The sequence below is a fragment of the Bacillus sp. FJAT-45350 genome (assembly GCF_002335805.1).
Classification (GTDB): Bacteria; Bacillota; Bacilli; order Bacillales; family NISU01; genus FJAT-45350.
Window position 1 is genome coordinate 3,237,902 of the sequence record NZ_NISU01000001.1, and the last position, 25,081, is coordinate 3,262,982.

The window sequence follows — 25,081 nt, forward strand, 5'->3', positions numbered from 1 at the left end:
GCTTTTTGAACACAAAAAAAGCTGAATGCAGTTTCCCACATTCAGCTTTATTATATGAAATTACTTAACTTCTACAGAAGCTCCAGCTTCTTCAAGTTTAGCTTTCATTTCTTCAGCTTCGTCTTTAGATACGCCTTCTTTAATTGGAGCAGGAGCGCCATCAACTAAAGCTTTAGCTTCTTTTAAGCCTAGACCCGTGATTTCACGAACCACTTTGATTACGTTGATTTTTGAACCGCCAGCAGACTCAAGAACTACGTCGAATTCAGTTTGCTCAGCAGCACCTGCATCAGCAGCTCCACCAGCAACAGCTACAGGAGCAGCAGCACTTACGCCAAACTCTTCCTCGATAGCTTTTACTAAGTCGTTTAATTCTAAAACTGTCATTTCTTTAACCGCTTCAATGATTTGATCTTTAGTCATTTTAAAATCCTCCTATTTAACTTTAATTAGTTTTTTGTTTGATGTATTACTAAAAAACGAGACGATTATGCACCTTGTTCTTCTTTTTGCTCAGCAACAGCTTTTGTAACCAATGCAAGTCCACGAACTGGAGCTTGAAGTACGTTAGCAAGCATAGAAAGAAGTCCTTCACGTGAAGGAAGCTCAGCTAATGCTTTCACTTCTTCAAGTGATGCTACTTGTCCTTCGATAACACCTGCTTTAATTTCTAAAGCTTCATGCTTCTTAGCAAACTCGTTGATGATTTTCGCTGGCGCGATAACATCATCATTACTGAAAGCAATAGCAGTAGGACCTACTAATTGCTCATTAAGAGCAGATAAATCCGCTTCTTCAGTCGCACGGCGAGTAAGTGAGTTTTTGTATACTTTGAATTCTACTCCTGCTTCACGTAATTGTTTACGAAGCTCAGTCACTTCAGAAACAGTAAGTCCACGGTAGTCTACAACTACAGTAGATTTACTATCACGTAATTTAACAGCGATATCAGAAACAACCTGTTTTTTCTGTTCTAGTACGCTCATTCTAACACCTCCTGTAAGATTATGCATACCGTATCACACCATATAAAAAGCCTCTATGCGAGACATAGAGGCATGAATGTACAAATCCTTCGTGTGTAGTTAACTACAACACTTGAGACGACAAACCTCGGTAGGGAATTAAGCAAATCATGCACCTACTGTCTACGGTATGAGATGGTCTATATATAACTATGCTCTAGAAAAAAACTTCTCTTAAGCACTAATATAGTTTACAATGTTTAGTTTTAAAAGTCAACTACTATTATTTAGAAACGCTAGCAGCGTTAACTTTTACACCAGGTCCCATAGTAGATGAAACAGCTACATTCTTCATGTAAGTACCTTTTGCTGCTGCAGGCTTAACTTTAACTAAAGTTTCGATAATAGTTGTTAAGTTCTCAACAAGTTTGTTTGAATCGAAAGAAACTTTACCGATAGGAGCGTGGATGTTACCAGCTTTATCAACACGGTATTCAACTTTACCAGCCTTAATTTCGTTAACAGCTTTTGTTACTTCAAATGTAACAGTACCAGTTTTAGGGTTAGGCATTAATCCTTTAGGTCCTAATACACGTCCTAATTTACCAACAGAACCCATCATGTCAGGTGTAGCAACGATTACGTCAAAGTCAAACCAACCTTGGCTAATTTTGTTAATGTAATCCTCGTCACCTACATAGTCAGCTCCAGCAGCTTCTGCTTCTTTTGCTTTTTCTCCTTTAGCGAAAACTAGCACACGTTGTGTTTTACCAGTTCCGTTTGGAAGAACAACAGCACCACGAATCTGTTGGTCTGCTTTCTTAGGGTCTACACCTAAACGAACAGCAACTTCTACAGTTTCATCGAACTTTGCAGTAGCTGTCTTTTTAACTAACTCAATCGCTTCTTCAGCTGTATATACAGTTTCACGATTAACTAATTTAATAGCGTCTTGATATTTCTTACCTTTTTTAGCCACTTTCTTTTCCTCCTCAATTGTGGTTTTAGCGGTAGTACCTCCCACTAATAAAGGTTGCGAATCTAAGCGAACTTAGATTAAGGAATAACTCCTTATCTCGCAACCTCCAAACAAAAACTAACGATTAGTCTTCGATAACAATACCCATACTTCTTGCTGTTCCTTCAACCATACGCATTGCAGATTCAACATTAGCAGCGTTTAAGTCAGGCATTTTTGTTTCAGCAATCTCACGTACTTTATCACGCTTAACTGTAGCCACTTTCTTAACGTTAGGCTCACCAGATCCGCTCTCAATACCTGCTGCTTTCTTAAGTAAAACAGCAGCAGGTGGAGTTTTAGTGATAAATGTAAATGAACGGTCTTCAAAAACCGTAATTTCAACTGGGATAATAAGACCAGCTTGGTCTGAAGTACGAGCGTTAAATTCTTTACAGAAACCCATAATATTAACACCAGCTTGTCCTAGTGCAGGCCCAACCGGCGGTGCTGGATTAGCTTTCCCAGCAGGGATTTGTAATTTAACCATTTTAATAACCTTTTTAGCCACGCGACACACCTCCTTAGTCCGTGATGTGGTAACCGGGTAAAAAACCCTCCCACTCAACTCCATGCTATAAATTTTTCATAGCCTGGTCGGTTTACTATATAAACCTTTATCAAACATGAAGATTTTATCACTTTCGAAACCGGATATCAAGTTTTTTTCAAAACTAAATCTTTTCTACTTGTGTAAACTCCAATTCTACAGGCGTTTCACGACCAAACATATTTACATGTACCTTGATCTTACGCTTGTCCATTTGGATCTCTTCAATCGTACCAATGAAGTTAGCAAACGGCCCTTCTGTTACCTTAACAGACTCTTTAATTTCAAAGTCAATGTCAGTTCTAGGCTCGTCAACACCCATTTGTTTCAGAATAGATTCAACTTCTTCTGGTAATAAAGCAGTTGGTTTTGAACCAGCACCAGCTGAACCAACAAATCCAGTCACACCTGGTGTGTTCCTAACAACATACCATGAATCGTCCGTCATAACCATTTCAACTATTACATAACCAGGGAATACTTTCCTTGATACAGTTTTTGACTTACCATTCTTTACTTCAGTTTCTTCTTCTACAGGTACTAAAACACGAAAGATTTTATCCAACATGTCCATAGACTCTACCCTTTTTTCAAGGTTCGCCTTCACTTTATTCTCGTACCCCGAATACGTGTGCACTACATACCAGTTTTTCTCCATACCGATTAGGACTCTACTCGTCCTTCCCTCCTCTATGGATAGACTCTACTTCTATCACTAGATTTAACCTAATAATAGTCGCACCAACCATGAAATTCCATAATCAGCTACTGCAAAAAAGACAGCAATAAAGAAGACTGTCCCAAGTACTACCCATGTATATTTTGTCAACTCTTTACGTGTTGGCCATGAAACTCGCTTCATCTCTTGGACAACTTCTCGTAGGAATTGCCCAATACCTTTTTTTTCATTTTCGCCGCTAGCCATTATTGACACCTCCAGCACCATAAATCTATTGTATTAAGTCTTGTATAAGAAAACAGTTCTTCTCTATACTTGTCCAGTTAAGACAATAAAAGAATAAAAAAAAGAACCGCAACATGTTATTTTGTTTCTTGATGAAGAGTGTGCTTATTACATGTTTTACAAAACTTCTTCGTTTCAATGCGGTCTGAGTCATTTTGGCTATTCTTTTCTGTTGTGTAGTTACGCGACTTACACTCTAGACATGCAAGCACTACTTTCTTCCGCATTGAGCACCTCCAATAATAGGAAAACTTCCACTTACACACCTATTAAATTTATCATAGCGGCTATAGCATGTCAACAAAGGCTTAGACATGTCAACTATTTTCACCTGTTTTTTCTTTTTTTAAACCTAAAGAAGATTCATATATGAAAAAATAGCTCAAAAGTTACTAACTATCCATGCAGCTATAATAGATTATAATTACGTACAATCTATCTTTCGCTAATCAAGATAATTAGACACTTTTGAGCTATCTCTTTTAGATACTTACTCCTTTAAGCTCAACGTAACGCTCAAGCTTTCTCTTCACTCGTTGGAGTGCATTATCGATCGACTTAACGTGGCGATTTAAATCAGCTGAAATTTCTTGATACGAACGTCCGTCTAAATAAAGCATTAACACCTTTTGCTCTAAGTCGCTTAAAATCTCACCCATCTTTAGTTCGATATCATCAAACTCTTCCTGGTTAATAATTAGATCCTCTGGATTTGTCACTTTCGTTCCACAAATAACATCGAGTAATGTTCGATCAGATTCTTCATCATACAGAGGCTTGTCAAGCGAGACATAAGAATTTAATGGAATATGCTTTTGTCTAGTAGCTGTCTTAATCGCAGTAATAATCTGTCTAGTAATACAAAGCTCCGCAAAAGCCTTAAAAGAAGAAAGCTTGTCCCCTTTAAAATCACGAATTGCTTTATAGAGCCCTATCATGCCTTCTTGAACAATGTCTTCATGGTCTGCTCCAATAAGGAAATACGATCTTGATTTAGCACGTACAAAGTTTTTGTATTTGTTAATTAAGTATTCTAGTGCCAAACTCTCTCCTTCACGAACCATTTCTACTAACTTTTCATCTTCTATTTCTCCAAAATTTATTTGAACCGTCTCCTTGAGGTCTATGCTCACGAAAAATCCCTCCGACCTTCACTTTTGTATAATTCTAACAATATTATATAGCACAATTTTTACAAGCGTCAACCGGTCAATGCTCGCCTCGACGCCATCTTTCAAAAGTTTCAGCAATTTCTTTCGTGAGCACTAATTTTGTCGAATTTCTCTTTTTTTTCGTCTTTTCGACAACTTTCGCAATTCCTTTTTTTGTTCCAGAGAGCTCAATCAAAAGCTCCCTCGCAGACTTTCTTAAAGCCCCACTCCCAAAGATTACAGACTGTTCCGCAAAGTCTGATGTAGCGACATGAATTTGTCTATCAATTCTTTTCAATTCAAGAACAAGCTTTTCAATTCTCTCATCTGCTGTCTCGTTCTCTCTTGTATAGATGACTTCAATTCGATGGTTCTTATATTTCTTCCCCACACCAACAACCATATGAGCATCAAAAACGACGTACACCTTGTATCCTGTAAAAGCTTGATACTCTGCTAATTTCTCAACCAATATGTCTCTAGCAAGGGCAAGGTCTTTGTCTTTTAACGCACTCAGATCAGGCCATGCGCCAATAATATTGTAACCGTCAACGAGCAGAATTTCCTTCATATTAGTCGCGTCCTAGTTCATTACGTCTGCGATACACTTCATACATCAGAAGACTTGCTGCAACTGAAGCATTTAAGGACGTAACTTGTCCAACCATTGGGATACGAATTAAGAAATCACATTTTTCCTTTACTAAGCGGCTAATTCCCTTACCTTCACTCCCGATAACAAGCCCTATCGCCATATCAAAAGCAGCTTGACGGTAATCTTGCTTCCCTTTTGCATCAGTACCAGCAAACCACATTCCTTGTTTCTTAAGGTCGTCCATCGTACGAGCGATATTTGTTACTCGAACAACTGGGATGTACTCAATTGCACCGGTAGAGGCTTTCGCTACAGCTTGGGTTAAGCCTACCGCACGACGCTTCGGTATAATTACTCCATGCGCTCCAACGGCATCAGCTGTACGAAGAATCGACCCGAGATTATGAGGGTCTTCAATTTCATCTAAAATAAGGAAAAATGGTTCTTCATTACGATCTCTAGCACGAGTGAATAAGTCTTCCATCTCAGCATATTCATAAGCTGCAATAGAAGCGACAACTCCTTGATGATTATTTGAATCTACTAGCTGATCTAGCTTCTTTTTAGGTACATGCTGAATAAGGACACCATTTTCCTTAGCAAGTTGCGTCACCTTTGTCATTTGCCCCTTTTGCGAACCCTCTGCAATCCATATTTTATTAATGGCATGACCTGACTTTAACGCTTCAATAATGGGGTTTTTCCCTAAAATAAATTCACTGCTCATTTGTCTCCCCCCTTTCTTCAATAATTTCGAACATCTTACGTATGATTTCGTCTACTCTCTCGTATTTATTAGTCAAGTATAGATAACCTAGAATCGCTTCATACGCCGTACTATGACGGTACGTATTATGGTCTGTGTTTTTCGGTATTGTCCCAGACTTTGCATTCCGTCCTCTTAAGATGACGCTTTGTTCCTCATTAGAAAAAAACTCTTCTTCGAGCATCGTTCTTAATACTCGTGCTTGTGCCTTTGCTGACACATAGCGAGTTGCTTCTTGATGAAGCTTTTGAGGTCTAACCTTCCCTAAGGCAATTAGATGATAACGTACATAGGTGTCAAGAATTGAGTCACCCATGTACGCTAATGCAAGCGCATTTAGCTGCGTTACATCTAAATTTGGTTGCTCTAACTTCATCATCATTTTTCCCTCTTCCAACGGACGCCCTGTGGTGTATCCTCTAGGATAATCCCTTGTTCTTTTAACTCATCTCTAATTTGGTCCGCACGTGCAAAATTTCTCTCTTTTCTCGCTTCATTTCGTTCTTCAATAAGAGCATCAATTTCTTCGTCTAATAGCTCTACATCCTCAGTTACTGTGATTCCAAGTACCTCTGCAAACTCATTAAATAAGATAATTAATCCTTCTAATACTTCAGTAGAAGTTTGGCCTTCTCTTAAGTAAACATTCGCCTCTTTTGCCATATCAAACATAATTGCGATTGCATTAGCAGAGTTAAAGTCATCGTTCATTTCAGTGATAAATCCGTTCTTGAATTCCTCTAGCTTCTCGCTCCATTCAGCCTTTGAACCCAGGTTCGCACTTTCATTTAGGCGGTGCTGTAAATTAGAAACTGTTGTTTTTAATCGGTCTAGACCACTCTTGGCACTTTCCAACAACTCAGCATTAAAGTTTATCGGGCTACGGTAGTGAGCCATTAGCATAAAAAATCGTACAACTTCTGCCGGATGTTGTTGAATAATGTCATGTACCAAAACAAAGTTTCCGAGCGATTTCGACATTTTTTCGTTGTCTATTTTAATATAGCCATTATGGAGCCAATAATTAGCCATTTTTTTACCTGTTAACGCTTCTGATTGAGCAATTTCATTTTCATGATGTGGGAACGCCAGGTCTTGACCACCAGCATGAATGTCAATTGTATCTCCTAAATATTTTTTTACCATCGCTGAACATTCAATATGCCAACCTGGTCTTCCTTGGCCCCAAGGACTATCCCAAGAAATTTCTCCTTCTTTAGCTGCTTTCCAAAGAACAAAATCAAGAGGGTCTTCTTTTTTCTGTCCCACTTCGATTCTAGCTCCTAGCTGTAAATCATCAATTGATTGGTCAGATAACTGTCCGTAAGTAGGAAACGCTCTTGTTTTGAAATACACATCGCCATTTGATTCATAAGCAAAGCCTTTTTCTATTAGCTTTTCTACAAATTCAATAATTTCCGGCATCGTTTCTGTTACCCTTGGATGATGATCCGCTTTTTTTACACCTAGTGCACATGTGTCTTCGTGGTATGCATGAATAAAGCGTTCAGCAATTGTAGGAACATCTTCTCCCAATTCTTTAGCTGCTTTAATAAGTTTGTCATCAACATCTGTAAAATTAGAAATAAACGTAACATCATAGCCACGGTATTCTAAATAACGACGAACCATATCAAACACGATTGCAGGGCGTGCATTCCCTATATGAATGTAGTTATATACTGTTGGACCACATACATATATTTTTACTTTTCCTTCTTCGATCGGTGTAAAAGGTTCTTTTTTTCTTGAGAGAGTATTATATAAGTGGATTGCCATAGACATTTCCAACTCCTTTATATCATCATATTAATTAATCTATTCTATTCTTCCTTACTGTTGACATCAATTGCTACGTTCTTCTCGAAGCTTTTCAATTTCTTTTTCTAACTCACGGAATTTATCCGAAATAGGGTCAGGCAGAGTGTGATGGTCAAGACTCCCTTTCACTTTCACCCCATCTTGCATTACAATTTTCCCTGGTATACCAACTACTGTTGAGTTCGCTGGCACTGGCTTTAATACGACCGAGTTTGCACCGATACGAGAATTCTCTCCAATTGTAAAAGAACCTAACACTTTAGCACCTGATGCAATTAATACATTATCCTCTATTGTGGGATGACGCTTTCCTTTTTCTTTTCCTGTTCCCCCTAAAGTTACACCTTGATAAATCGTTACATTATCACCAATCTCACATGTTTCTCCAATAACTACACCCATACCGTGGTCAATAAATAAACGTTGACCAATTTTCGCACCTGGATGTATTTCAATTCCAGTAAAAAATCGACTAATTTGTGAGATTGCCCGGGCAAAAAAATAAAGTTTCATTTTCCAAAACCAGTGTGCTAATCTGTGATTCCAAATCGCATGAACACCCGAATATGTAAATACCACCTCGACACGACTTCTCGCAGCTGGGTCTTGATCAAATACTACATCAATATCGTTCAATAATGTCTTCCACATCGTTGTCACAACCTCTCCCATCTAATCTAGAAGCAATGTTTAAGTCATTGCCTTTCTTGAATATAACGCAAAAACGCCCCTGTGCCATTTATAGCACAGAGACGTTTTTAACGCGGTTCCACTCTGTTTAAGAAAACATACTCGTTTTCTTCTCTCAAACTGGGTAACGGACCTAACCGCTCTTACCTACTACTATTTCAATAAGAGGCTCCAAGGGGCAATTTCAAAGACGTTTCTTAAATCACTCTCAGCCTAGGTGATTCTCTCTTTGAAGAAACTGTCATCTACTTTTCCTTGTCAACGCTTTTTCTATTTAATTTATCAATGATTGAACACGACTTAGTACCGCTTCCTTACCTAGTAGCTCTAATGTATCTGGTAAGTCGCGACCATGAGTTTGGCCTGTTGTTGCTACACGTATTGGCATAAATAACTTTTTACCTTTATGTCCTGTTGCTTTTTGTGTTGCTTTCATTGCTTGCTTAAGGGCGTCTGCCTTAAACCCTTCTAGTTGCTCAACTTCTGTTAAAAAGTGGGCAAGAACTTCTGACACTTGCTCTTCAGCAAGAACGTCCTTTGCTTCCCCATTATACTCAATTGTATCCTTAAAAAACAACTCTGATAACTCAACTATTTCAGCACCATATTGCATTTGCTCTTGATATAAACCAATTAGCTTTTTCGCCCACTCTTTTTGTTCCTCATTCATATCTTCAGGTAGTTTACCTGCTTTGACAAGGTGAGGAAGAGCTAAGTTTACGACGATATCTAAATCGGCTTCTTTTATATATTGATTGTTCATCCAAGCTAGCTTTTCTGTATCAAAAACGGCTGGTGCTTTTGCTACTCTCTCGAGGTTAAATTGTTCTTCTAGCTGTTGTAAAGAGAAAATCTCTTCCTCTCCAACCGGAGACCAACCAAGTAACGCTAGAAAATTAACAATCGCCTCTGGCATGTACCCAAGATCTTTATACTGCTCAACAAACTGAATAATAGATTCATCACGCTTACTCATCTTTTGACGGTCAGGGTTAAGAATTAGCGATGCATGAGCAAACTTTGGTACGTCCCAGCCAAAAGCTTTATACAACAATGCTTGTCGAGGAGTATTTGATAAATGCTCTTCTCCGCGGATAACATGAGAAATTTTCATTAAGTGATCATCCACAACTACTGCAAAATTGTACATTGGAATTCCATCTTTTCTTGCTATAACAAAATCACCAATGCCATCAGTTTCAAAAGTAACTGTACCTCGAACAGCATCATCAATAACAACATTTTGTCCTTCTTCTACCAAGAATCGAACAACCGGCTTTAAACCTTTTGCTTCGTATTCTTTTCTCTGCTCTTCCGTTAAATTGCGGTCTCTTCCACTATACTTAGGCGTTTCCCCACGTGCCATTTGCGCTTCACGCTCTGCCTCAAGCTCACTTTCAGTCATGTAGCAATAGTAAGCTTTTCCACTATCAATCAACTGTTGAAGATATTCCTTGTATATTTCAAGACGCTCCATACAGCTATAAGGGCCATACTCTCCACCAATATCAGTGCTCTCGTCCCAATTAAAGCCTAGCCATTTCATGCTATCCATTAATTTTTCCTGTGCAGTTTCAACATTGCGGGCTTGGTCTGTATCTTCAATACGTAAAATGAACTTTCCACCTTGATTACGTGCAAATAAATAATTAAAAAGGGCAGAACGAGCCCCGCCAATATGTAAATGTCCTGTTGGACTAGGTGCAAAACGAACTCTTACTTCATTTGACATCTAGTGACACCTTCCATTCTATAATTTTATTTTTGCGTTCCAAATGTACTGCTACTATTTTAGCACCAGGGAGGGAAAATGCAATTATGAATTCATAATTATGAGTTATGGATGAAAAGCTAATAATAATTGTTAATTCTGGTTAACTCATTAACCATTTTTTCTAAGATTTAAATTTATAAATCATAATTCATAACTTATAATTTTTCTAAAAGAACCACTGCTTGCGACGCAATTCCTTCTTGTCTGCCTGTAAAGCCAAGCTTTTCTGTCGTTGTTGCTTTTACATTTACTTGTTCTACAGATGCTTCTAAAAGCTCGGCAATTCTTTTTCTCATTGGCTCAATATGCGGAGCCATTTTCGGCTTTTGGGCAATAATTGTACAATCGATATTTCCTAGCTTATACCCTTTCTTCTTTACGATTTCCCATACATGAGTAAGAAGCTTGGCTGAATCAGCATCTTTAAATGCTGGGTCCGTATCGGGGAAGTGCTTTCCTATATCACCTTCACCGATAGCACCAAGACAAGCATCTGCAATTGTATGTAGTAATACATCTGCATCAGAGTGTCCTAATAACCCTTTCTCATAATCAATTTCAATCCCACCTATTATTAACGGCCTGTCCTCCACTAATTGGTGAACATCAAATCCTTGTCCAATTCTTATCATTAGGTTTCTCCCCATTTCGATTGTAATATGGCTTCGGCAAACAAGAGATCCTCCGGCGTTGTCAGTTTCATATTTAAGTAATCACCCTGTACGATTGACACCTTCTTACCCATTCGCTCCACTAAACTAGCATCATCAGTTCCTAAATAGTTCTCTTCCATTGCTTCTTTATGTGCTTGTTTCACTAGAGATAATTGAAAAGCCTGTGGTGTTTGAACTGCCCATAGACTTGAACGATCAACTGTATTAACCACCTGTTTATCTTTCCCTAGCTTTACTGTATCTTTTACTGGTACGGCGATAATTGCTGCACCGTCCTTACTAGTTACTTGAACTAATTCATGAATATGCTCTTTGCGAATAAAAGGTCTTGCTCCATCATGAATAAGGACGATTTCGTCTTCGTCTGTTAAAGCACTCAATCCTTTAGACACACTAAATTGACGCTCTGATCCTCCAGATACTATTGAGTCGATTTTTGTTAAGCAATGTTTTTCAACTAACTCTTTCATAACTTCAACCTCATCACTATTTGCTACAAGTACCACTTTACTACACAATGGATCCTCTTCAAAAACTAATAGTGTATGTATAATCACAGGCTTCCCTGCAAGGCTAATAAATTGTTTGTTCTTTCCTGCTTTCATCCTCTTCCCCTGGCCTGCAGCAGGGATAACAACCGAATACAGCATGATATCACCATTTTCAATTTCATAATCAAAAGGCTACCACCAACCTCAATGAAGTTGAGATTGGTACCAGCCTTTGGTACTTACTTATTATAGAAAACTCTTTACCGGCATGCAATGTTCACTTATAATGCCTTTTCTAAAAGCTTAGGTTTAGCAAAAATCATTCGACCTGCACTCGTTTGAAGTACACTAGTAACAATGACATCAATTGTCTTTCCGATATAATCTCGACCACCTTCAACAACGATCATTGTTCCATCATCTAAATAAGCAACACCTTGATTATGCTCCTTACCATCTTTAATTACTTGGATATTAAGCTCTTCCCCGGGTAATACAACCGGTTTTACGGCATTTGCTAAATCATTAATATTTAGAACCGGAACACCTTGTAATTCACATACTTTGTTAAGGTTAAAGTCATTTGTCACAACAACACCTATAATAACTTTTGCGAGTTTTACTAGCTTACTATCGACTTCTTGTATTTCTTCAAAGTCACCTTCATAAATTTCAACTTTAATCGGTAACTCCTTTTGGATTTTATTCAAAATATCTAAGCCTCTACGACCACGATTTCTCTTTAGAACATCAGAAGAATCTGCTATATGTTGAAGTTCTTCAAGGACGAACTCTGGAATAATTAACGTACCTTCTAAAAATCCTGTCTTACAAATATCTGCAATACGCCCATCAATAATAACACTCGTATCTAAAATTTTGTTTCGAACACCTTGCTTCAGCAGCATATCCATTTCAGCATCAGTTTCTTTTTTCTTACCAAGTCGATTTGTAATAGAAAATAAATTAATTAGTTCATCACGCTTTTTAAAGCCAATTTGGAAACCAAAGTATCCTAAAAAGAATGTAATGAAAATTGGTAGGACTGAACTTACAACAGGTATATTTATCGTATTTAGAGGAATCCCTATTAAGAAAGCGACGATAAGACCAAATATTAGCCCCATTGTACCGAAAAGAACATCTGTGACAGGTGCCTTAACAATTGCTTCCTCCAATAACCGCATCGCACCGACGATATAGTCAGCCAGCCAAAAAGTAGTAAGATATAAGATAATTGCACCATAAACTGCTCCCGCATATGAATTTGTGAGCCATGCAGGTATTTGACCCATATTTAGTAGATGAATAAGGTCTGGTATAAATATAAATCCAAGGGTTCCACCAACTAAGATAAAAAACAGTTGAACGATCCGTTTCAGCATCTACTTGTCACCTCCTTTTATTTATTATAGACAATTCTCCTTATTTGAAACCTAGCAAACTAAATTTCACATAAAATCACAAAATTAACACTATTGCTATGATCTAAACGTAACAAAAATGTTCGCTTTTGTCAATTAACAAAACATTCAATTCTACATTATATATAACAATAAAGTCAAGAAGTTATTTTTATAAACCAATTAAATATGTCGGTCAATAAATAATTGCTCTTGAATTCGGTTTAAGCCTTCTTTAATCATCTTTGCTCTCGCTTCCCCTATTCCATCTACTTCATCTAACTCTCCAATAGAAGCAACCATAATTTTACTTAAATCCCCATATTCTTTGATTAAATTTTCAATTACGATAGGTGGCAATCGTGGGATTTTATGCAATATTCGGTACCCCTTTGGACTAACTGTATACTCCTGAACATTAATGGTCTTTGAATACCCAAGTAGCTTCACAATGACATTATCATCTAATAGTGCCTCATTTGACAGCTTAGTTAGCTCTCGTAATGTCTCAAAACCATCCTGTTCCTTATTTTTTACATAGTCTTTAATTAATAGAGCAGCATCCTTCTCTACATTAGATACTAGTTCATTTAACTGCATCGTAATCAAGCGCCCTTCACTACCTAGCTCATTGACATAGTTAAGAATTTCATTTTTTATTCGTAACACCATTTGTATACGATGAATTACTTGTGAAACTTCATGGAAAGTCACCAGTTCCTCAAATTCTAATGCCCCTAAGTTGGTAATTCCTTGGTCTAGAACTGATTTATATTTTTCTAACGTTTGAATTGCTTGATTTGCTTTTGTTAAAATGACCCCAATATCCTTTAATGAGTACCGATGTTCCCCTTGATATAATGTAATAACATGGCGTCTTTGAGATATTGAAATAACTAAATTTCTCGTCTGTTTTGCTACCCGCTCTGCTGTCCGGTGGCGAATTCCTGTCTCATTCGACTCAATAAAATTGTTAGGTACAAGCTGAGTATTTGCATATAAAATACGCTTTCCATCCTCACTTAAGATAATTGCACCATCCATCTTTGCTAACTCATATAAGTAGGCGGGTGAGAACTCACAATTGATGAAGAAGCCACCGTCTACGATGTTCATCATTTCATTATTGTAACCAAGTACGATTAGACCACCTGTTTTTGCTCTTAGAACATTGTCTATACCATCACGCAATGGTGTACCAGGCGCAACTAGTTGTAACACTTCTGATATAAAAGAATTTTGATTTCGGTCTTCCATCGTTACCTATCCCCCTAATACAACATCTAGCGCATCCTCAACTGAAGAAACACCAACAACCTTAATTCCCTTAGGAACCGTCCAGCCACCTATATTTTTCTCAGGTAGGATGACACGTTTAAATCCTAACTTTGCTGCTTCATTAACTCTTTGTTCAATTCTAGACACCCGACGCACTTCTCCTGTTAACCCAATCTCACCTATGACCACATCAGTAGGGTTTGTCATTTGGTTTCGGAAGCTCGATGCAATGCTAATAGCGATAGCTAAATCAATTGCAGGCTCATCAAGGCGAACACCACCTGCTACATTAAGATATGCATCTTGTGTTTGTAGCAATAATCCAACGCGCTTTTCTAATACCGCCATTAATAAAGAAACACGATTATGATCTACTCCCGTTGCCATTCGTCTCGGGTTCCCAAAACTCGTCGGTGATACTAATGCTTGGAGCTCTACTAGAACTGGCCTAGTTCCTTCCATAGACGCAACGACAATTGAACCTGCCACACCTTGTGACCTTTCTTCTAAGAAAATTTCAGATGGATTTGTTACTTCTTCTAGTCCAACCTCTTTCATCTCAAAAATACCGATTTCATTAGTCGAACCAAAACGATTTTTTACCGCACGTAAGATACGATACGTATGATGACGTTCTCCTTCAAAATAGAGAACGGAATCTACCATATGCTCTAAAAGTCGAGGTCCAGCAATTGAACCTTGCTTGGTCACATGACCTACGATAAAAATAGCGATTCCTTTTGTCTTGGCAATTTTCATTAATGCAGCTGTACACTCCCTTACTTGAGATACACTTCCAGGTGCTGATGTAACCTCTGCTTGATATACAGTTTGAATCGAGTCAATGATGACAAGCATTGGGTTAATTTCCTCAATCGCTTTATCAATATAATCCAAATCTGTTTCAGCTAATACAAATAGTTCATCTACAACAACATCAAGCCTGTCAGCCCTTATTTTTGTTTGTTTTACTGATTCTTCACCTGAAATATATAGAACTCTGTGTTTGTTACGCGCTAGTTGAGCAGATACCTGTAATAAGAGTGTAGATTTCCCAATACCTGGGTCCCCACCAACTAATACAAGAGAACCTGGTACAACCCCTCCACCGAGAACACGGTTCAATTCAACCATATTTGTATTAATTCGTTCTTCCGTATCACTTGTTACAGTCGTAATCATTTGAGCCTTCTTATCTGAACTACTAGATGTTACAAAGCTTCGACTACGAGGATTCGTATCAACAAGCTCCTCTACCATGGAACTCCAGCTTTGGCAACCAGGACACTTTCCCATCCATTTCGTTGATTCATACCCACATTCTTGGCAGATAAACTTTGTTTTTTTCTTTGCCATCTCCATACCCCACTTTAGCCAATCTATTTACTATAATCTTAGCACAAGTTTCTTCTAGAGCGTGTGGAAAAGCTGGCTATATGGAAGTCTTATTATCTATACTATGGAGAAAAACCGGAGGATTATTACAATCCCCCGGTTAAAATGTTAAACTTGTGCATTTTCTTTTGAATGGACAACCAGTTCTCCATCTTCTACATCAATAATTGCCTTTTTCCCTTTGCTAATTGACCCTTTAAGAAGCTCTTCTGACAAACGGTCCTCTACTTGCTTTTGTAATGCACGACGTAGTGGTCTTGCTCCATACTCTGGATCAAAGCCTTCATCAGAGATTTTATCCTTCGCTGCTTCTGTCAGTTCAAGGTCAATTCCTTGTTCAGCCAAACGCTTTTTCAATTGTTCTGCCATTAATGTAATAATTTCACGAATATGTTTCTTTTCAAGTGAATGGAAAACAACAATTTCATCAATACGGTTTAAGAACTCTGGACGGAAGCTTCTTTTTAGCTCACCCATAACTTTATCTTTCATATCTCTATGTTCTTGACCCTCACTATCAGTTGTGAAGCCCATGAATTTATTACGTTTTAATTCACTTGCACCAACATTCGATGTCATGATGATAGCTGTATTTCTAAAGTCAACTGTACGTCCTTTAGAATCTGTCAATCGACCATCCTCAAGCACTTGTAAAAGAATATTAAATACCTCTGGATGTGCCTTTTCAATCTCATCTAGCAGTATTACTGAGTATGGATTTCGGCGTACCTTCTCAGTTAATTGTCCGCCATCTTCATGCCCTACATATCCTGGAGGAGAACCAACTAATCTACTTGTTGCATGCTTTTCCATATACTCAGACATATCAACGCGAATAAACGCTTCTTCGTCGCCAAAGAGTGTCTCTGCCACTGCACGAGCTAACTCTGTTTTACCTACCCCTGTTGGTCCTAAGAAAATGAATGAACCGATTGGTCGTTTAGGGTCCTTTAAGCCAGCACGAGCACGACGTACTGCCTTAGAAATTGATTTAACTGCCTCTTCTTGACCAATAACTCTTTGATGAAGAATCTCTTCCATCTTAAGTAGTCTCTCTGTTTCTTCTTCTGCTAATTTAGAAACAGGAATACCAGTCCAGATAGCTACTACTTGAGCAACATCTTCAACAGAAACCTCAATATTCTCCTGACCTTGTTTTTCCTTCCATGCGTTTTTCATTGTTTCTAATTCTTCACGTAATCTTTGTTCCGTATCACGTAATGATGCTGCCTTTTCAAACTCTTGACTTTGGACTGCGGCATCCTTTTCTTTTCTTGTTTCTTCTAATCTTTGTTCTAGCTCTTTTAAATTTGGTGGAGCAGTATATGAACGTAAACGCACTTTTGAACCTGCTTCATCAATTAAGTCAATCGCTTTGTCAGGTAAGAAACGGTCTGAAATATAGCGATCTGATAATTTTACAGCCTCTTCAATCGCCGCATCTGTAATTTTTACACGATGATGCGCTTCATAACGATCTCGTAATCCTTTTAAAATTTGAATAGATTCATCTAAAGTTGGCTCATTAACTCTAATTGGTTGAAAGCGTCTCTCAAGAGCTGCATCCTTTTCAATATACTTACGGTACTCATCAATAGTAGTCGCACCAATACACTGTAACTCCCCACGAGCTAAAGATGGTTTTAAAATGTTTGATGCGTCAATTGCTCCTTCTGCACCACCAGCACCTATCAATGTGTGTAATTCATCAATAAATAGAATGACATTACCAGCTTGACGAATTTCATCCATAACTTTTTTCAATCTATCTTCAAATTCACCACGATACTTTGTTCCTGCTACAACTGTACCCATATCTAGTGTCATAACACGCTTGTTACGTAACGTTTCAGGTACTTCATTTGACACAATTGCTAGAGCAAGACCTTCTGCTACTGCAGTTTTACCAACACCAGGCTCACCGATAAGTACAGGATTATTCTTTGTACGACGGCTTAATACTTGAATAACACGTTCAATTTCTTTACTTCTTCCAATAACAGGGTCTAGACCTTCTTCTTTTGCAATAGCCGTTAAATCTCTCGCTAAGCTATCTAGCGTAGGAGTGTTTGCATGTGTAGCACTACCTCCTGATTGTTGACTACCACTTGTAGCTTCATTGCTTCCTAACAATTGTAAAACTTGTTGTCTAGCCTTATTTAAACTAACACCAAGATTATTTAATACACGAGCTGCAACACCTTCTCCTTCTCTAATTAGACCTAAAAGGATGTGTTCAGTTCCGACATAAGAATGTCCTAATTTTCTCGCTTCATCCATTGAAAGTTCAATCACTTTCTTTGCTCTTGGTGTATAATGAATTGTCTTAGAACCTTCTTGACCAGTTCCAATCAGAGTTTCTACTTCCTTTTGGATTTTCTCTGAACCTAAACCTAATGCTTGAAGAGCCTTAGCAGCAATACCTTCCCCTTCTCTAATTAACCCCAGTAAAATATGCTCTGTTCCAATATTGCTATGTCCTAAACGAATTGCTTCCTCTTGCGCTAGAGCAAGTACCTTTTGTGCGCGTTCTGTAAATCTTCCAAACATCATAGTCTCTCCACCTCCATAATTTAGTTCTACGAATTTTCTTCTAGCCTTAAGCGCTCTCTAATAAGAGCAGCCCTTCGTTCATCTCTTTGATCAGGAGATAACGTCTCTCCAGCAAATTGCTGTAAAAAGGCTGGTTGAGTCAATATCATTAATTCATTAAGAATATTACCTGAAATTCCATTTATCAAACCAAGGTCAATACCTAGGCGTACTTCTGATAATCGCTGAGTCGCTTCCTTTGATTCAATCACACGACTATATGCTAGTATCCCGTAGGAGCGATAGACTCTATCTTCTAACTGTAGTTTTGATGATTGCATGAGAAGCTTTCTAGCAGATCGTTCTTGTTGTACTAATTGAAGAACAACCCCTCGTAAATCCTCAACAATGTCTTCCTCAGACTTACCTAGCGTGATTTGGTTTGATATTTGGAAGAGGTTACCTAAAGCTTCGCTACCTTCTCCATAAATTCCTCTAACAACTAAGCCTAATTGATTAATAGCCGGTAAAATTCTATTTAACTGTTGGGTCATAGCTAACGCTGGTAAATGCATCATAACTGATGCTCGTAAACCAGTGCCTACATTCGTAGGACAACTTGTTAAATACCCTCTTTTTTCATCAAAGGCATAAGTAAGTTTTTCTTCAATCCAATCGTCAATTCCTCCAGCTAATTCTAGCCCTTCAATAAGTTGAAATCCTGAAAATATACATTGAATCCGCAGATGGTCTTCCTCATTAATCATAATGCTAACTGACTCTTCACCACTTAAAAGAACAGCTCCATGCTTTGACTCATCTGCTAAGTGAGGACTAATCAAATGCTTTTCAACTAGGACTCGCTTTTCATTTGGCTTCATTTCATCCATATGAAGTAGCTCTAGCTCCCCAACTGAACCATAGTCACCTACTACCCTGCTTGAAATATGTTCTACTAACCCTTTTGACTCATCCATTGTTGCTATTAGAGGGAATGTATAATCTTTAAGGTTCCTAGCTAATCTTATTCGACTACTCAATACAATATCCGAATCTGGCCCATCTTTTTTCATCCAAGGGCTAATCGCTTCACTAATAAATCGTTCAAGTGACACGGTCTACCCCTCCCCTTGGTTTTCTTCTAATGATCGTTCTAATGATCTAATTTGGTCACGTATAATTGCTGCTTCTTCAAATTCTTCCTGCTCTATATTTGCTTTCATTTCTTCTTTTAATTGATTAATTTGCTTCCTAACTTGAATACTTCCACCAATTCTTTTTGGTATCTTACCAGCGTGGGTTTGATTTCCGCTGTGTACTCTCTTCAGAATTGGATTTATTTTACTACTAAACGTTTGATAACAGTGCGCACACCCAAATCTTCCCGTTCTTGCAAATTGCTCGTAAGTCATTTTACACTTTTCACAACTCACATTTTGTGGAGCTTTTATCGTTGATGATTGCCCTTGTGAGCTTGGATCAAAATTCAATAATCCAGATAATAAATGGTGAATTGAAAAACTATTTGTTCCCGGGAAATGTTCCCCCTTTTCTTTTGCACAATGCTCACAAATATGAAACTCAGTTTTCTCACCATTAATTATTTTTGTAAAGTGCAATGTTGCTGGCCTCTGATTACATTCTTGGCATATCATCGCTTACCACCTCATTTCAATCTAAGTTTTTGTATTTTAAGGTTTGAAGCATTGATTTTAATAAATTTGCCCTTATTTGATCACGATGTTCGGTTGTTGTTTGAAATATCGTTCGATCAATTGCCGCAAGCATTAATTTTGCTTCTCTCTTTGAAATTGCTTCTTCCTCATACAATCTAGCAACTATACTTTCACCATATGATTGACTAATTTGACTATTAATTAGATTTAACATCTGATCAAAGAGGGCAGCATCATCATTTGCTTTAACTTTAATAATTCGAATATATCCTCCCCCACCTCGTTTACTTTCAACAAGGTACCCCTTTTCTATTGTAAATCTAGTACTGATTACATAATTTATTTGAGAAGGAACACATTGAAAGCGATGGGCTATTTCACTTCTTTTAATTTCAATTAAATCTTCTTCGCTTTTTGTGAGGATTGATTTTAAGTAACTTTCAATAATGTCTGAGACATTCCTCATTAGTGAACCTCCTTCCCCTCTGACTTTGACTATATTTGACTATAACTATATTATAATGAAATCTTTTCTTAGTTGCAATACATAACTCAGTATAGCCAGATTCAACAAAATCATTCGAGTAATCTCTAATTAAGAGGTTCATTAATGACTAGTTCAAGAAAACTTACTTTTTTCCTTTAATAATCGTTCTACATTTTATATATGCTTTATGTAAACAATGGTCAATAGAAGATGAAAATTTACTATTTTTTATCTGATATGTCGAATGGTTTCATACATAAGGTAAACATGCCATTATTCATTATTACCCAATAAGTCTATGAAGTAACACTATTTAACTCAAAAAATTTCTATCGTTTTTTTCTGTAAATTTTTAAATTTTCATATTATAACTTCGCTTTTCATACAAATTGCATACCAATAGCAAATTGTTATAAGGCTAGCTAACAACGTCAAATATAAGGTTTTGCACAATGATAAAAAGACATTCATCTCGCAGAGGGACATGTTGTCCCAGCTACACAGATTGTCGTATCCATTGGCTTATTTAATGAAATTGCTGTCGCCTCTTCTAGTCAAACGCTCTTCAGCTCGTGCTTATTCCACAAAAAAAGGCACCCTTATAAAAGGATGCTTTACATTTACCTAGCAACGTCCTGGCTCATACCTTTTCTTCTACGGGGATGGCAGATCATTATGTTTAAGCTATGATGTTTTTCATGTTGTTTTACGAAGAAAAGGTATTCGTCTCGCAGGGAGACATGTAGTTATTGTATGAAGTCTTTCACGATGCATCCATCGGCTTATTCAATGAAGATGTTGACTCTTCGAGCCAATCGCTCTTCAGCTTTGTGCTTCATCAACGAAAAAAAGCATCCTTATAAAAGGATGCTTTACATTTACCTAGCAACGTCCTACTCTCGCAGGGGGAAGCCCCCAACTACCATCGGCGCTGAAGAGCTTAACTTCCGTGTTCGGCATGGGAACGGGTGTGGCCTCTTCGCCATCATCACTAGATTCTCTGAGAGTTGTTCTCTCAAAACTAGATAGTGTTATATATGCAGGTCGTCGAATTCATTTCAACCTTAGAAAATTGGATAAGCCCTCGACCGATTAGTATCTCTCAGCTCCACATGTCACCATGCTTCCACCCGAGACCTATCAACCTCATCATCTCTAAGGGGTCTTACTTACTTAACGTAATGGGAAATCTCATCTTGAGGGGGGCTTCATGCTTAGATGCTTTCAGCACTTATCCCGTCCACACGTAGCTACCCAGCTATGCTCCTGGCGGAACAACTGGTACACCAGCGGTGTGTCCATCCCGGTCCTCTCGTACTAAGGACAGCTCCTCTCAAATTTCCTACGCCCGCGACGGATAGGGACCGAACTGTCTCACGACGTTCTGAACCCAGCTCGCGTACCGCTTTAATGGGCGAACAGCCCAACCCTTGGGACCTACTTCAGCCCCAGGATGCGATGAGCCGACATCGAGGTGCCAAACCTCCCCGTCGATGTGGACTCTTGGGGGAGATAAGCCTGTTATCCCCAGGGTAGCTTTTATCCGTTGAGCGATGGCCCTTCCATGCGGAACCACCGGATCACTAAGCCCGACTTTCGTCCCTGCTCGACTTGTAGGTCTCGCAGTCAAGCTCCCTTATGCCTTTGCACTCTACGAATGATTTCCAACCATTCTGAGGGAACCTTTGGGCGCCTCCGTTACTGTTTAGGAGGCGACCGCCCCAGTCAAACTGCCCACCTGACACTGTCCCCGAACCGGATCACGGTCCTAGGTTAGAATTTCAATACAGTCAGGGTAGTATCCCACCGACGCCTCCACCGAAGCTTGCGCTCCGGTTTCCAAGGCTCCTACCTATCCTGTACAAACTGTACCAAAATCCAATATCAAGCTACAGTAAAGCTCCATGGGGTCTTTCCGTCCTGTCGCGGGTAACCTGCATCTTCACAGGTAATATAATTTCACCGGGTCTCTCGTTGAGACAGTATCCAAGTCGTTACACCATTCGTGCGGGTCGGAACTTACCCGACAAGGAATTTCGCTACCTTAGGACCGTTATAGTTACGGCCGCCGTTTACTGGGGCTTCAATTCAAAGCTTCTCCCGAAGGATAACCTCTCCTCTTAACCTTCCAGCACCGGGCAGGTGTCAGCCCCTATACTTCGCCTTGCGGCTTCGCAGAGACCTGTGTTTTTGCTAAACAGTCGCTTGGATCTTTTCACTGCGGCTCTCTCGGGCTTGCACCCTAACAGAGCACCCCTTCTCCCGAAGTTACGGGGTCATTTTGCCGAGTTCCTTAACGAGAGTTCTCCCGAGCGTCTTAGAATTCTCTTCTCGCCTACCTGTGTCGGTTTGCGGTACGGGCACCTCTCACCTCGCTAGAGGCTTTTCTTGGCAGTGGAGGATCAGGAACTTCGCTACTATTATTTCGCTCGCCATCACAGCTCAGCCTTTACGATAAGCGGATTTTCCTACTTACCAGCCTAACTGCTTGGACGCACATATCCATCAGTGCGCTTACCCTACCTTACTGCGTCCCCCCATTACTCAAACGGTGAGGAGGTGGTACAGGAATATCAACCTGTTGTCCATCGCCTACGCCTTTCGGCCTCGGCTTAGGTCCCGACTTACCCTGAGCGGACGAGCCTTCCTCAGGAAACCTTGGGCTTTCGACGGAGGGGATTCTCACCCCTCTTTTCGCTACTCATACCGGCATTCTCACTTCTAAGCGCTCCACCAGTCCTCTCGGTCTGACTTCGCAGCACTTAGAACGCTCCCCTACCACTGACACCTAAGGTGTCAATCCATAGCTTCGGTGATACGTTTAGCCCCGGTACATTTTCGGCGCAGAGTCACTCGACCAGTGAGCTATTACGCACTCTTTAAATGGTGGCTGCTTCTAAGCCAACATCCTGGTTGTCTGTGCAACTCCACATCCTTTTCCACTTAACGTATACTTTGGGACCTTAGCTGATGGTCTGGGCTGTTTCCCTCTTGACTACGGATCTTAGCACTCGCAGTCTGACTCCCGAGGATAAGTATTTGGCATTCGGAGTTTGACTGAATTCGGTAATCCTGTGGGGACCCCTAGTCCAATCAGTGCTCTACCTCCAATACTCTCACCTCGAGGCTAGCCCTAAAGCTATTTCGGGGAGAACCAGCTATCTCCGAGTTCGATTGGCATTTCACCCCTACCCACACCTCATCCCCGCATTTTTCAACATGCGTGGGTTCGGGCCTCCATTCAGTGTTACCTGAACTTCACCCTGGACATGGGTAGATCACACGGTTTCGGGTCTACGACGGCGTACTGTAATCGCCCTATTCAGACTCGCTTTCGCTACGGCTCCGCATTATCTGCTTAACCTTGCACGACATCGTAACTCGCCGGTTCATTCTACAAAAGGCACGCCATCACCCGTAAATGGGCTCTGACTACTTGTAGGCACACGGTTTCAGGATCTGTTTCACTCCCCTCCCGGGGTGCTTTTCACCTTTCCCTCACGGTACTGGTTCACTATCGGTCACTAGGGAGTATTTAGCCTTGGGAGATGGTCCTCCCAGATTCCGACGGGGTTTCACGTGTCCCGCCGTACTCAGGATCCACTCTGGAGGAAACGAAGTTTCGACTACAGGGCTGTTACCTTGTTTCGCGGACCTTTCCAGGTCGCTTCATCTACTTCGTTTCTTTCTTACTCCGTATAGAGTGTCCTACAACCCCAAGAGGCAAGCCTCTTGGTTTGGGCTATATTCCGTTTCGCTCGCCGCTACTCAGGAAATCGCATTTGCTTTCTCTTCCTCTGGGTACTTAGATGTTTCAGTTCCCCAGGTCTACCTCCACATACCCTATGTATTCAGGTATGGGTACCATCCCATTACGGATGGTGGGTTCCCCCATTCGGAAATCTCCGGATCAAAGCTTACTTACAGCTCCCCGAAGCATATCGGTGTTCGTCCCGTCCTTCATCGGCTCCTAGTGCCAAGGCATCCACCGTGCGCCCTTTCTAGCTTAACCATGACAAAACATAATTGCTAATTGCAAATTATGAATTACTAATTAAAACCTTAAAGGTTCGTCGAAATGAATTCTTGACTTCTCGATTTTACTCCGTGTGTTACAAACACTCCGGTTAAAATCTGTTGCATATAAAAATCACTATCTAGTTTTCAAAGAACAAAAGCTACTATAAATAGTAACTTAGATACTAACTTATTGGTGGAGCCTAGCGGGATCGAACCGCTGACCTCCTGCGTGCAAGGCAGGCGCTCTCCCAGCTGAGCTAAGGCCCCAATCTTTGAATTGATAATTATGAATTATGAATTATGAATTTAAAGTTCATTAAGAACTACTCAAAACCAACTAATAACTCGTAACTTATAATTACAATATGGTGGGCCTAAGTGGACTCGAACCACCGACCTCACGCTTATCAGGCGTGCGCTCTAACCAGCTGAGCTATAGGCCCATATAATAAGAGATTTATTCTCTCAAAACTGAACGACAAAAGTCCGAAGCGTCGAACAACACATAATGTGAAGTCCGTCGACTAGAGTTAAATACTCCATAGAAAGGAGGTGATCCAGCCGCACCTTCCGATACGGCTACCTTGTTACGACTTCACCCCAATCATCTGTCCCACCTTAGGCGGCTGGCTCCAAAAGGTTACCCCACCGACTTCGGGTGTTACAAACTCTCGTGGTGTGACGGGCGGTGTGTACAAGGCCCGGGAACGTATTCACCGCGGCATGCTGATCCGCGATTACTAGCGATTCCGGCTTCATGTAGGCGAGTTGCAGCCTACAATCCGAACTGAGAATGGCTTTATGGGATTGGCTCAACCTCGCGGTTTCGCT

At 39.7% G+C, this 25,081-nt stretch carries 23 protein-coding genes, 2 tRNA genes, 3 rRNA genes and 2 other annotated features (1 of these 30 only partly in view); all 28 genes read right to left on the reverse strand.

The window, feature by feature from the left end; all coding sequences use genetic code 11:
• Positions 1-60: 60 nt before the first annotated feature.
• Positions 61-423: a 50S ribosomal protein L7/L12 gene (gene rplL / locus CD003_RS16460; RefSeq protein ID WP_096202160.1), complete on the reverse strand. Its 363-nt coding sequence runs from the start codon at positions 421-423 to the stop codon at positions 61-63.
• A 65-nt stretch (positions 424-488) separates the two neighbouring features.
• Complete coding sequence (gene rplJ / locus CD003_RS16465) at positions 489-986, reverse strand: 50S ribosomal protein L10 (protein ID WP_096202161.1); 498 nt, start codon at positions 984-986, stop codon at positions 489-491.
• Between the two features lie 34 nt (positions 987-1,020).
• Positions 1,021-1,172, reverse strand: a sequence feature (ribosomal protein L10 leader region).
• A gap of 76 nt (positions 1,173-1,248) precedes the next feature.
• Positions 1,249-1,944 carry a 50S ribosomal protein L1 gene (rplA, locus tag CD003_RS16470; protein ID WP_096202162.1) on the reverse strand — a complete coding sequence of 232 codons (696 nt, stop codon included), beginning with the start codon at positions 1,942-1,944 and terminating at the stop codon, positions 1,249-1,251.
• A gap of 124 nt (positions 1,945-2,068) precedes the next feature.
• Positions 2,069-2,494: a 50S ribosomal protein L11 gene (rplK, locus tag CD003_RS16475; RefSeq protein ID WP_066159521.1), complete on the reverse strand. Its 426-nt coding sequence runs from the start codon at positions 2,492-2,494 to the stop codon at positions 2,069-2,071.
• A gap of 163 nt (positions 2,495-2,657) precedes the next feature.
• A complete protein-coding gene (gene nusG, locus CD003_RS16480; protein ID WP_096202164.1) occupies positions 2,658-3,191 on the reverse strand; it encodes a transcription termination/antitermination protein NusG in 534 nt (177 codons plus the stop codon).
• A gap of 63 nt (positions 3,192-3,254) precedes the next feature.
• A complete protein-coding gene (gene secE, locus CD003_RS16485) occupies positions 3,255-3,458 on the reverse strand; it encodes a preprotein translocase subunit SecE (RefSeq protein ID WP_096202165.1) in 204 nt (67 codons plus the stop codon).
• Between the two features lie 116 nt (positions 3,459-3,574).
• Complete coding sequence (rpmG, locus tag CD003_RS16490) at positions 3,575-3,724, reverse strand: 50S ribosomal protein L33 (RefSeq protein WP_096202166.1); 150 nt, start codon at positions 3,722-3,724, stop codon at positions 3,575-3,577.
• Positions 3,725-3,979: 255 nt separating this feature from the next.
• Complete coding sequence (gene sigH, locus CD003_RS16495) at positions 3,980-4,630, reverse strand: RNA polymerase sporulation sigma factor SigH (RefSeq protein ID WP_096202168.1); 651 nt, start codon at positions 4,628-4,630, stop codon at positions 3,980-3,982.
• Positions 4,631-4,706: 76 nt separating this feature from the next.
• Positions 4,707-5,219, reverse strand: a complete 513-nt coding sequence (locus CD003_RS16500) for an NYN domain-containing protein (protein ID WP_096202169.1) — start codon at positions 5,217-5,219, stop codon at positions 4,707-4,709.
• A 1-nt stretch (position 5,220) separates the two neighbouring features.
• On the reverse strand, positions 5,221-5,970 hold the full coding sequence (rlmB, locus tag CD003_RS16505) for a 23S rRNA (guanosine(2251)-2'-O)-methyltransferase RlmB (RefSeq protein WP_096202171.1): 750 nt from the start codon (positions 5,968-5,970) through the stop codon (positions 5,221-5,223).
• Positions 5,960-6,385, reverse strand: coding sequence for a Mini-ribonuclease 3 (locus CD003_RS16510; protein WP_096202379.1), 426 nt, complete (start codon positions 6,383-6,385; stop codon positions 5,960-5,962). The genes rlmB and CD003_RS16510 overlap by 11 nt, the downstream gene beginning before the upstream one ends.
• A gap of 2 nt (positions 6,386-6,387) precedes the next feature.
• Positions 6,388-7,788 (reverse strand): cysteine--tRNA ligase, encoded by a 1,401-nt coding sequence (cysS, locus tag CD003_RS16515; protein ID WP_096202380.1) that lies wholly within the window; start codon positions 7,786-7,788, stop codon positions 6,388-6,390.
• Between the two features lie 66 nt (positions 7,789-7,854).
• Positions 7,855-8,481 (reverse strand): serine O-acetyltransferase, encoded by a 627-nt coding sequence (gene cysE, locus CD003_RS16520; protein ID WP_096202172.1) that lies wholly within the window; start codon positions 8,479-8,481, stop codon positions 7,855-7,857.
• A gap of 94 nt (positions 8,482-8,575) precedes the next feature.
• Positions 8,576-8,791, reverse strand: a binding site (T-box leader).
• Positions 8,792-8,794: 3 nt separating this feature from the next.
• Entirely contained in the window at positions 8,795-10,252 is a 1,458-nt protein-coding gene (gene gltX, locus CD003_RS16525) for a glutamate--tRNA ligase (protein ID WP_096202173.1), read from the reverse strand.
• Between the two features lie 197 nt (positions 10,253-10,449).
• The gene (gene ispF, locus CD003_RS16530; protein ID WP_096202175.1) at positions 10,450-10,926 is read right to left on the reverse strand and encodes a 2-C-methyl-D-erythritol 2,4-cyclodiphosphate synthase; all 477 of its coding nucleotides are present in this window, start codon (positions 10,924-10,926) and stop codon (positions 10,450-10,452) included.
• Positions 10,926-11,618 (reverse strand): 2-C-methyl-D-erythritol 4-phosphate cytidylyltransferase, encoded by a 693-nt coding sequence (ispD, locus tag CD003_RS16535; RefSeq protein ID WP_096202176.1) that lies wholly within the window; start codon positions 11,616-11,618, stop codon positions 10,926-10,928. Before ispD ends, ispF begins: the two co-directional genes overlap by 1 nt.
• Before the next feature lie 122 nt (positions 11,619-11,740).
• Complete coding sequence (locus CD003_RS16540; RefSeq protein ID WP_096202178.1) at positions 11,741-12,844, reverse strand: PIN/TRAM domain-containing protein; 1,104 nt, start codon at positions 12,842-12,844, stop codon at positions 11,741-11,743.
• A 201-nt stretch (positions 12,845-13,045) separates the two neighbouring features.
• Entirely contained in the window at positions 13,046-14,119 is a 1,074-nt protein-coding gene (gene disA, locus CD003_RS16545; RefSeq protein ID WP_096202179.1) for a DNA integrity scanning diadenylate cyclase DisA, read from the reverse strand.
• A 6-nt stretch (positions 14,120-14,125) separates the two neighbouring features.
• Positions 14,126-15,496: a DNA repair protein RadA gene (radA, locus tag CD003_RS16550; protein WP_096202181.1), complete on the reverse strand. Its 1,371-nt coding sequence runs from the start codon at positions 15,494-15,496 to the stop codon at positions 14,126-14,128.
• A gap of 147 nt (positions 15,497-15,643) precedes the next feature.
• Positions 15,644-18,088 carry an ATP-dependent protease ATP-binding subunit ClpC gene (clpC, locus tag CD003_RS16555; RefSeq protein ID WP_096202182.1) on the reverse strand — a complete coding sequence of 815 codons (2,445 nt, stop codon included), beginning with the start codon at positions 18,086-18,088 and terminating at the stop codon, positions 15,644-15,646.
• A gap of 26 nt (positions 18,089-18,114) precedes the next feature.
• On the reverse strand, positions 18,115-19,182 hold the full coding sequence (locus CD003_RS16560) for a protein arginine kinase (RefSeq protein WP_096202183.1): 1,068 nt from the start codon (positions 19,180-19,182) through the stop codon (positions 18,115-18,117).
• 3 nt (positions 19,183-19,185) lie between these two features.
• Positions 19,186-19,722, reverse strand: coding sequence for a UvrB/UvrC motif-containing protein (locus CD003_RS16565; RefSeq protein WP_096202185.1), 537 nt, complete (start codon positions 19,720-19,722; stop codon positions 19,186-19,188).
• A 16-nt stretch (positions 19,723-19,738) separates the two neighbouring features.
• Positions 19,739-20,209 carry a CtsR family transcriptional regulator gene (locus tag CD003_RS16570; RefSeq protein ID WP_096202186.1) on the reverse strand — a complete coding sequence of 157 codons (471 nt, stop codon included), beginning with the start codon at positions 20,207-20,209 and terminating at the stop codon, positions 19,739-19,741.
• Positions 20,210-21,110: 901 nt separating this feature from the next.
• Positions 21,111-21,226: ribosomal RNA gene (gene rrf / locus CD003_RS16575) — 5S ribosomal RNA — on the reverse strand.
• 76 nt (positions 21,227-21,302) lie between these two features.
• Positions 21,303-24,242, reverse strand: a 23S ribosomal RNA gene (locus CD003_RS16580).
• A 199-nt stretch (positions 24,243-24,441) separates the two neighbouring features.
• Positions 24,442-24,517: transfer RNA gene (locus CD003_RS16585), tRNA-Ala, on the reverse strand.
• Between the two features lie 99 nt (positions 24,518-24,616).
• Positions 24,617-24,693 (reverse strand) — tRNA-Ile (locus CD003_RS16590).
• A 102-nt stretch (positions 24,694-24,795) separates the two neighbouring features.
• A 16S ribosomal RNA gene (locus CD003_RS16595) occupies positions 24,796-25,081 on the reverse strand; it runs 1,116 nt beyond the window's last position.
• Together the 16S, 23S and 5S rRNA genes with 2 tRNA genes alongside form the textbook arrangement of a ribosomal RNA operon.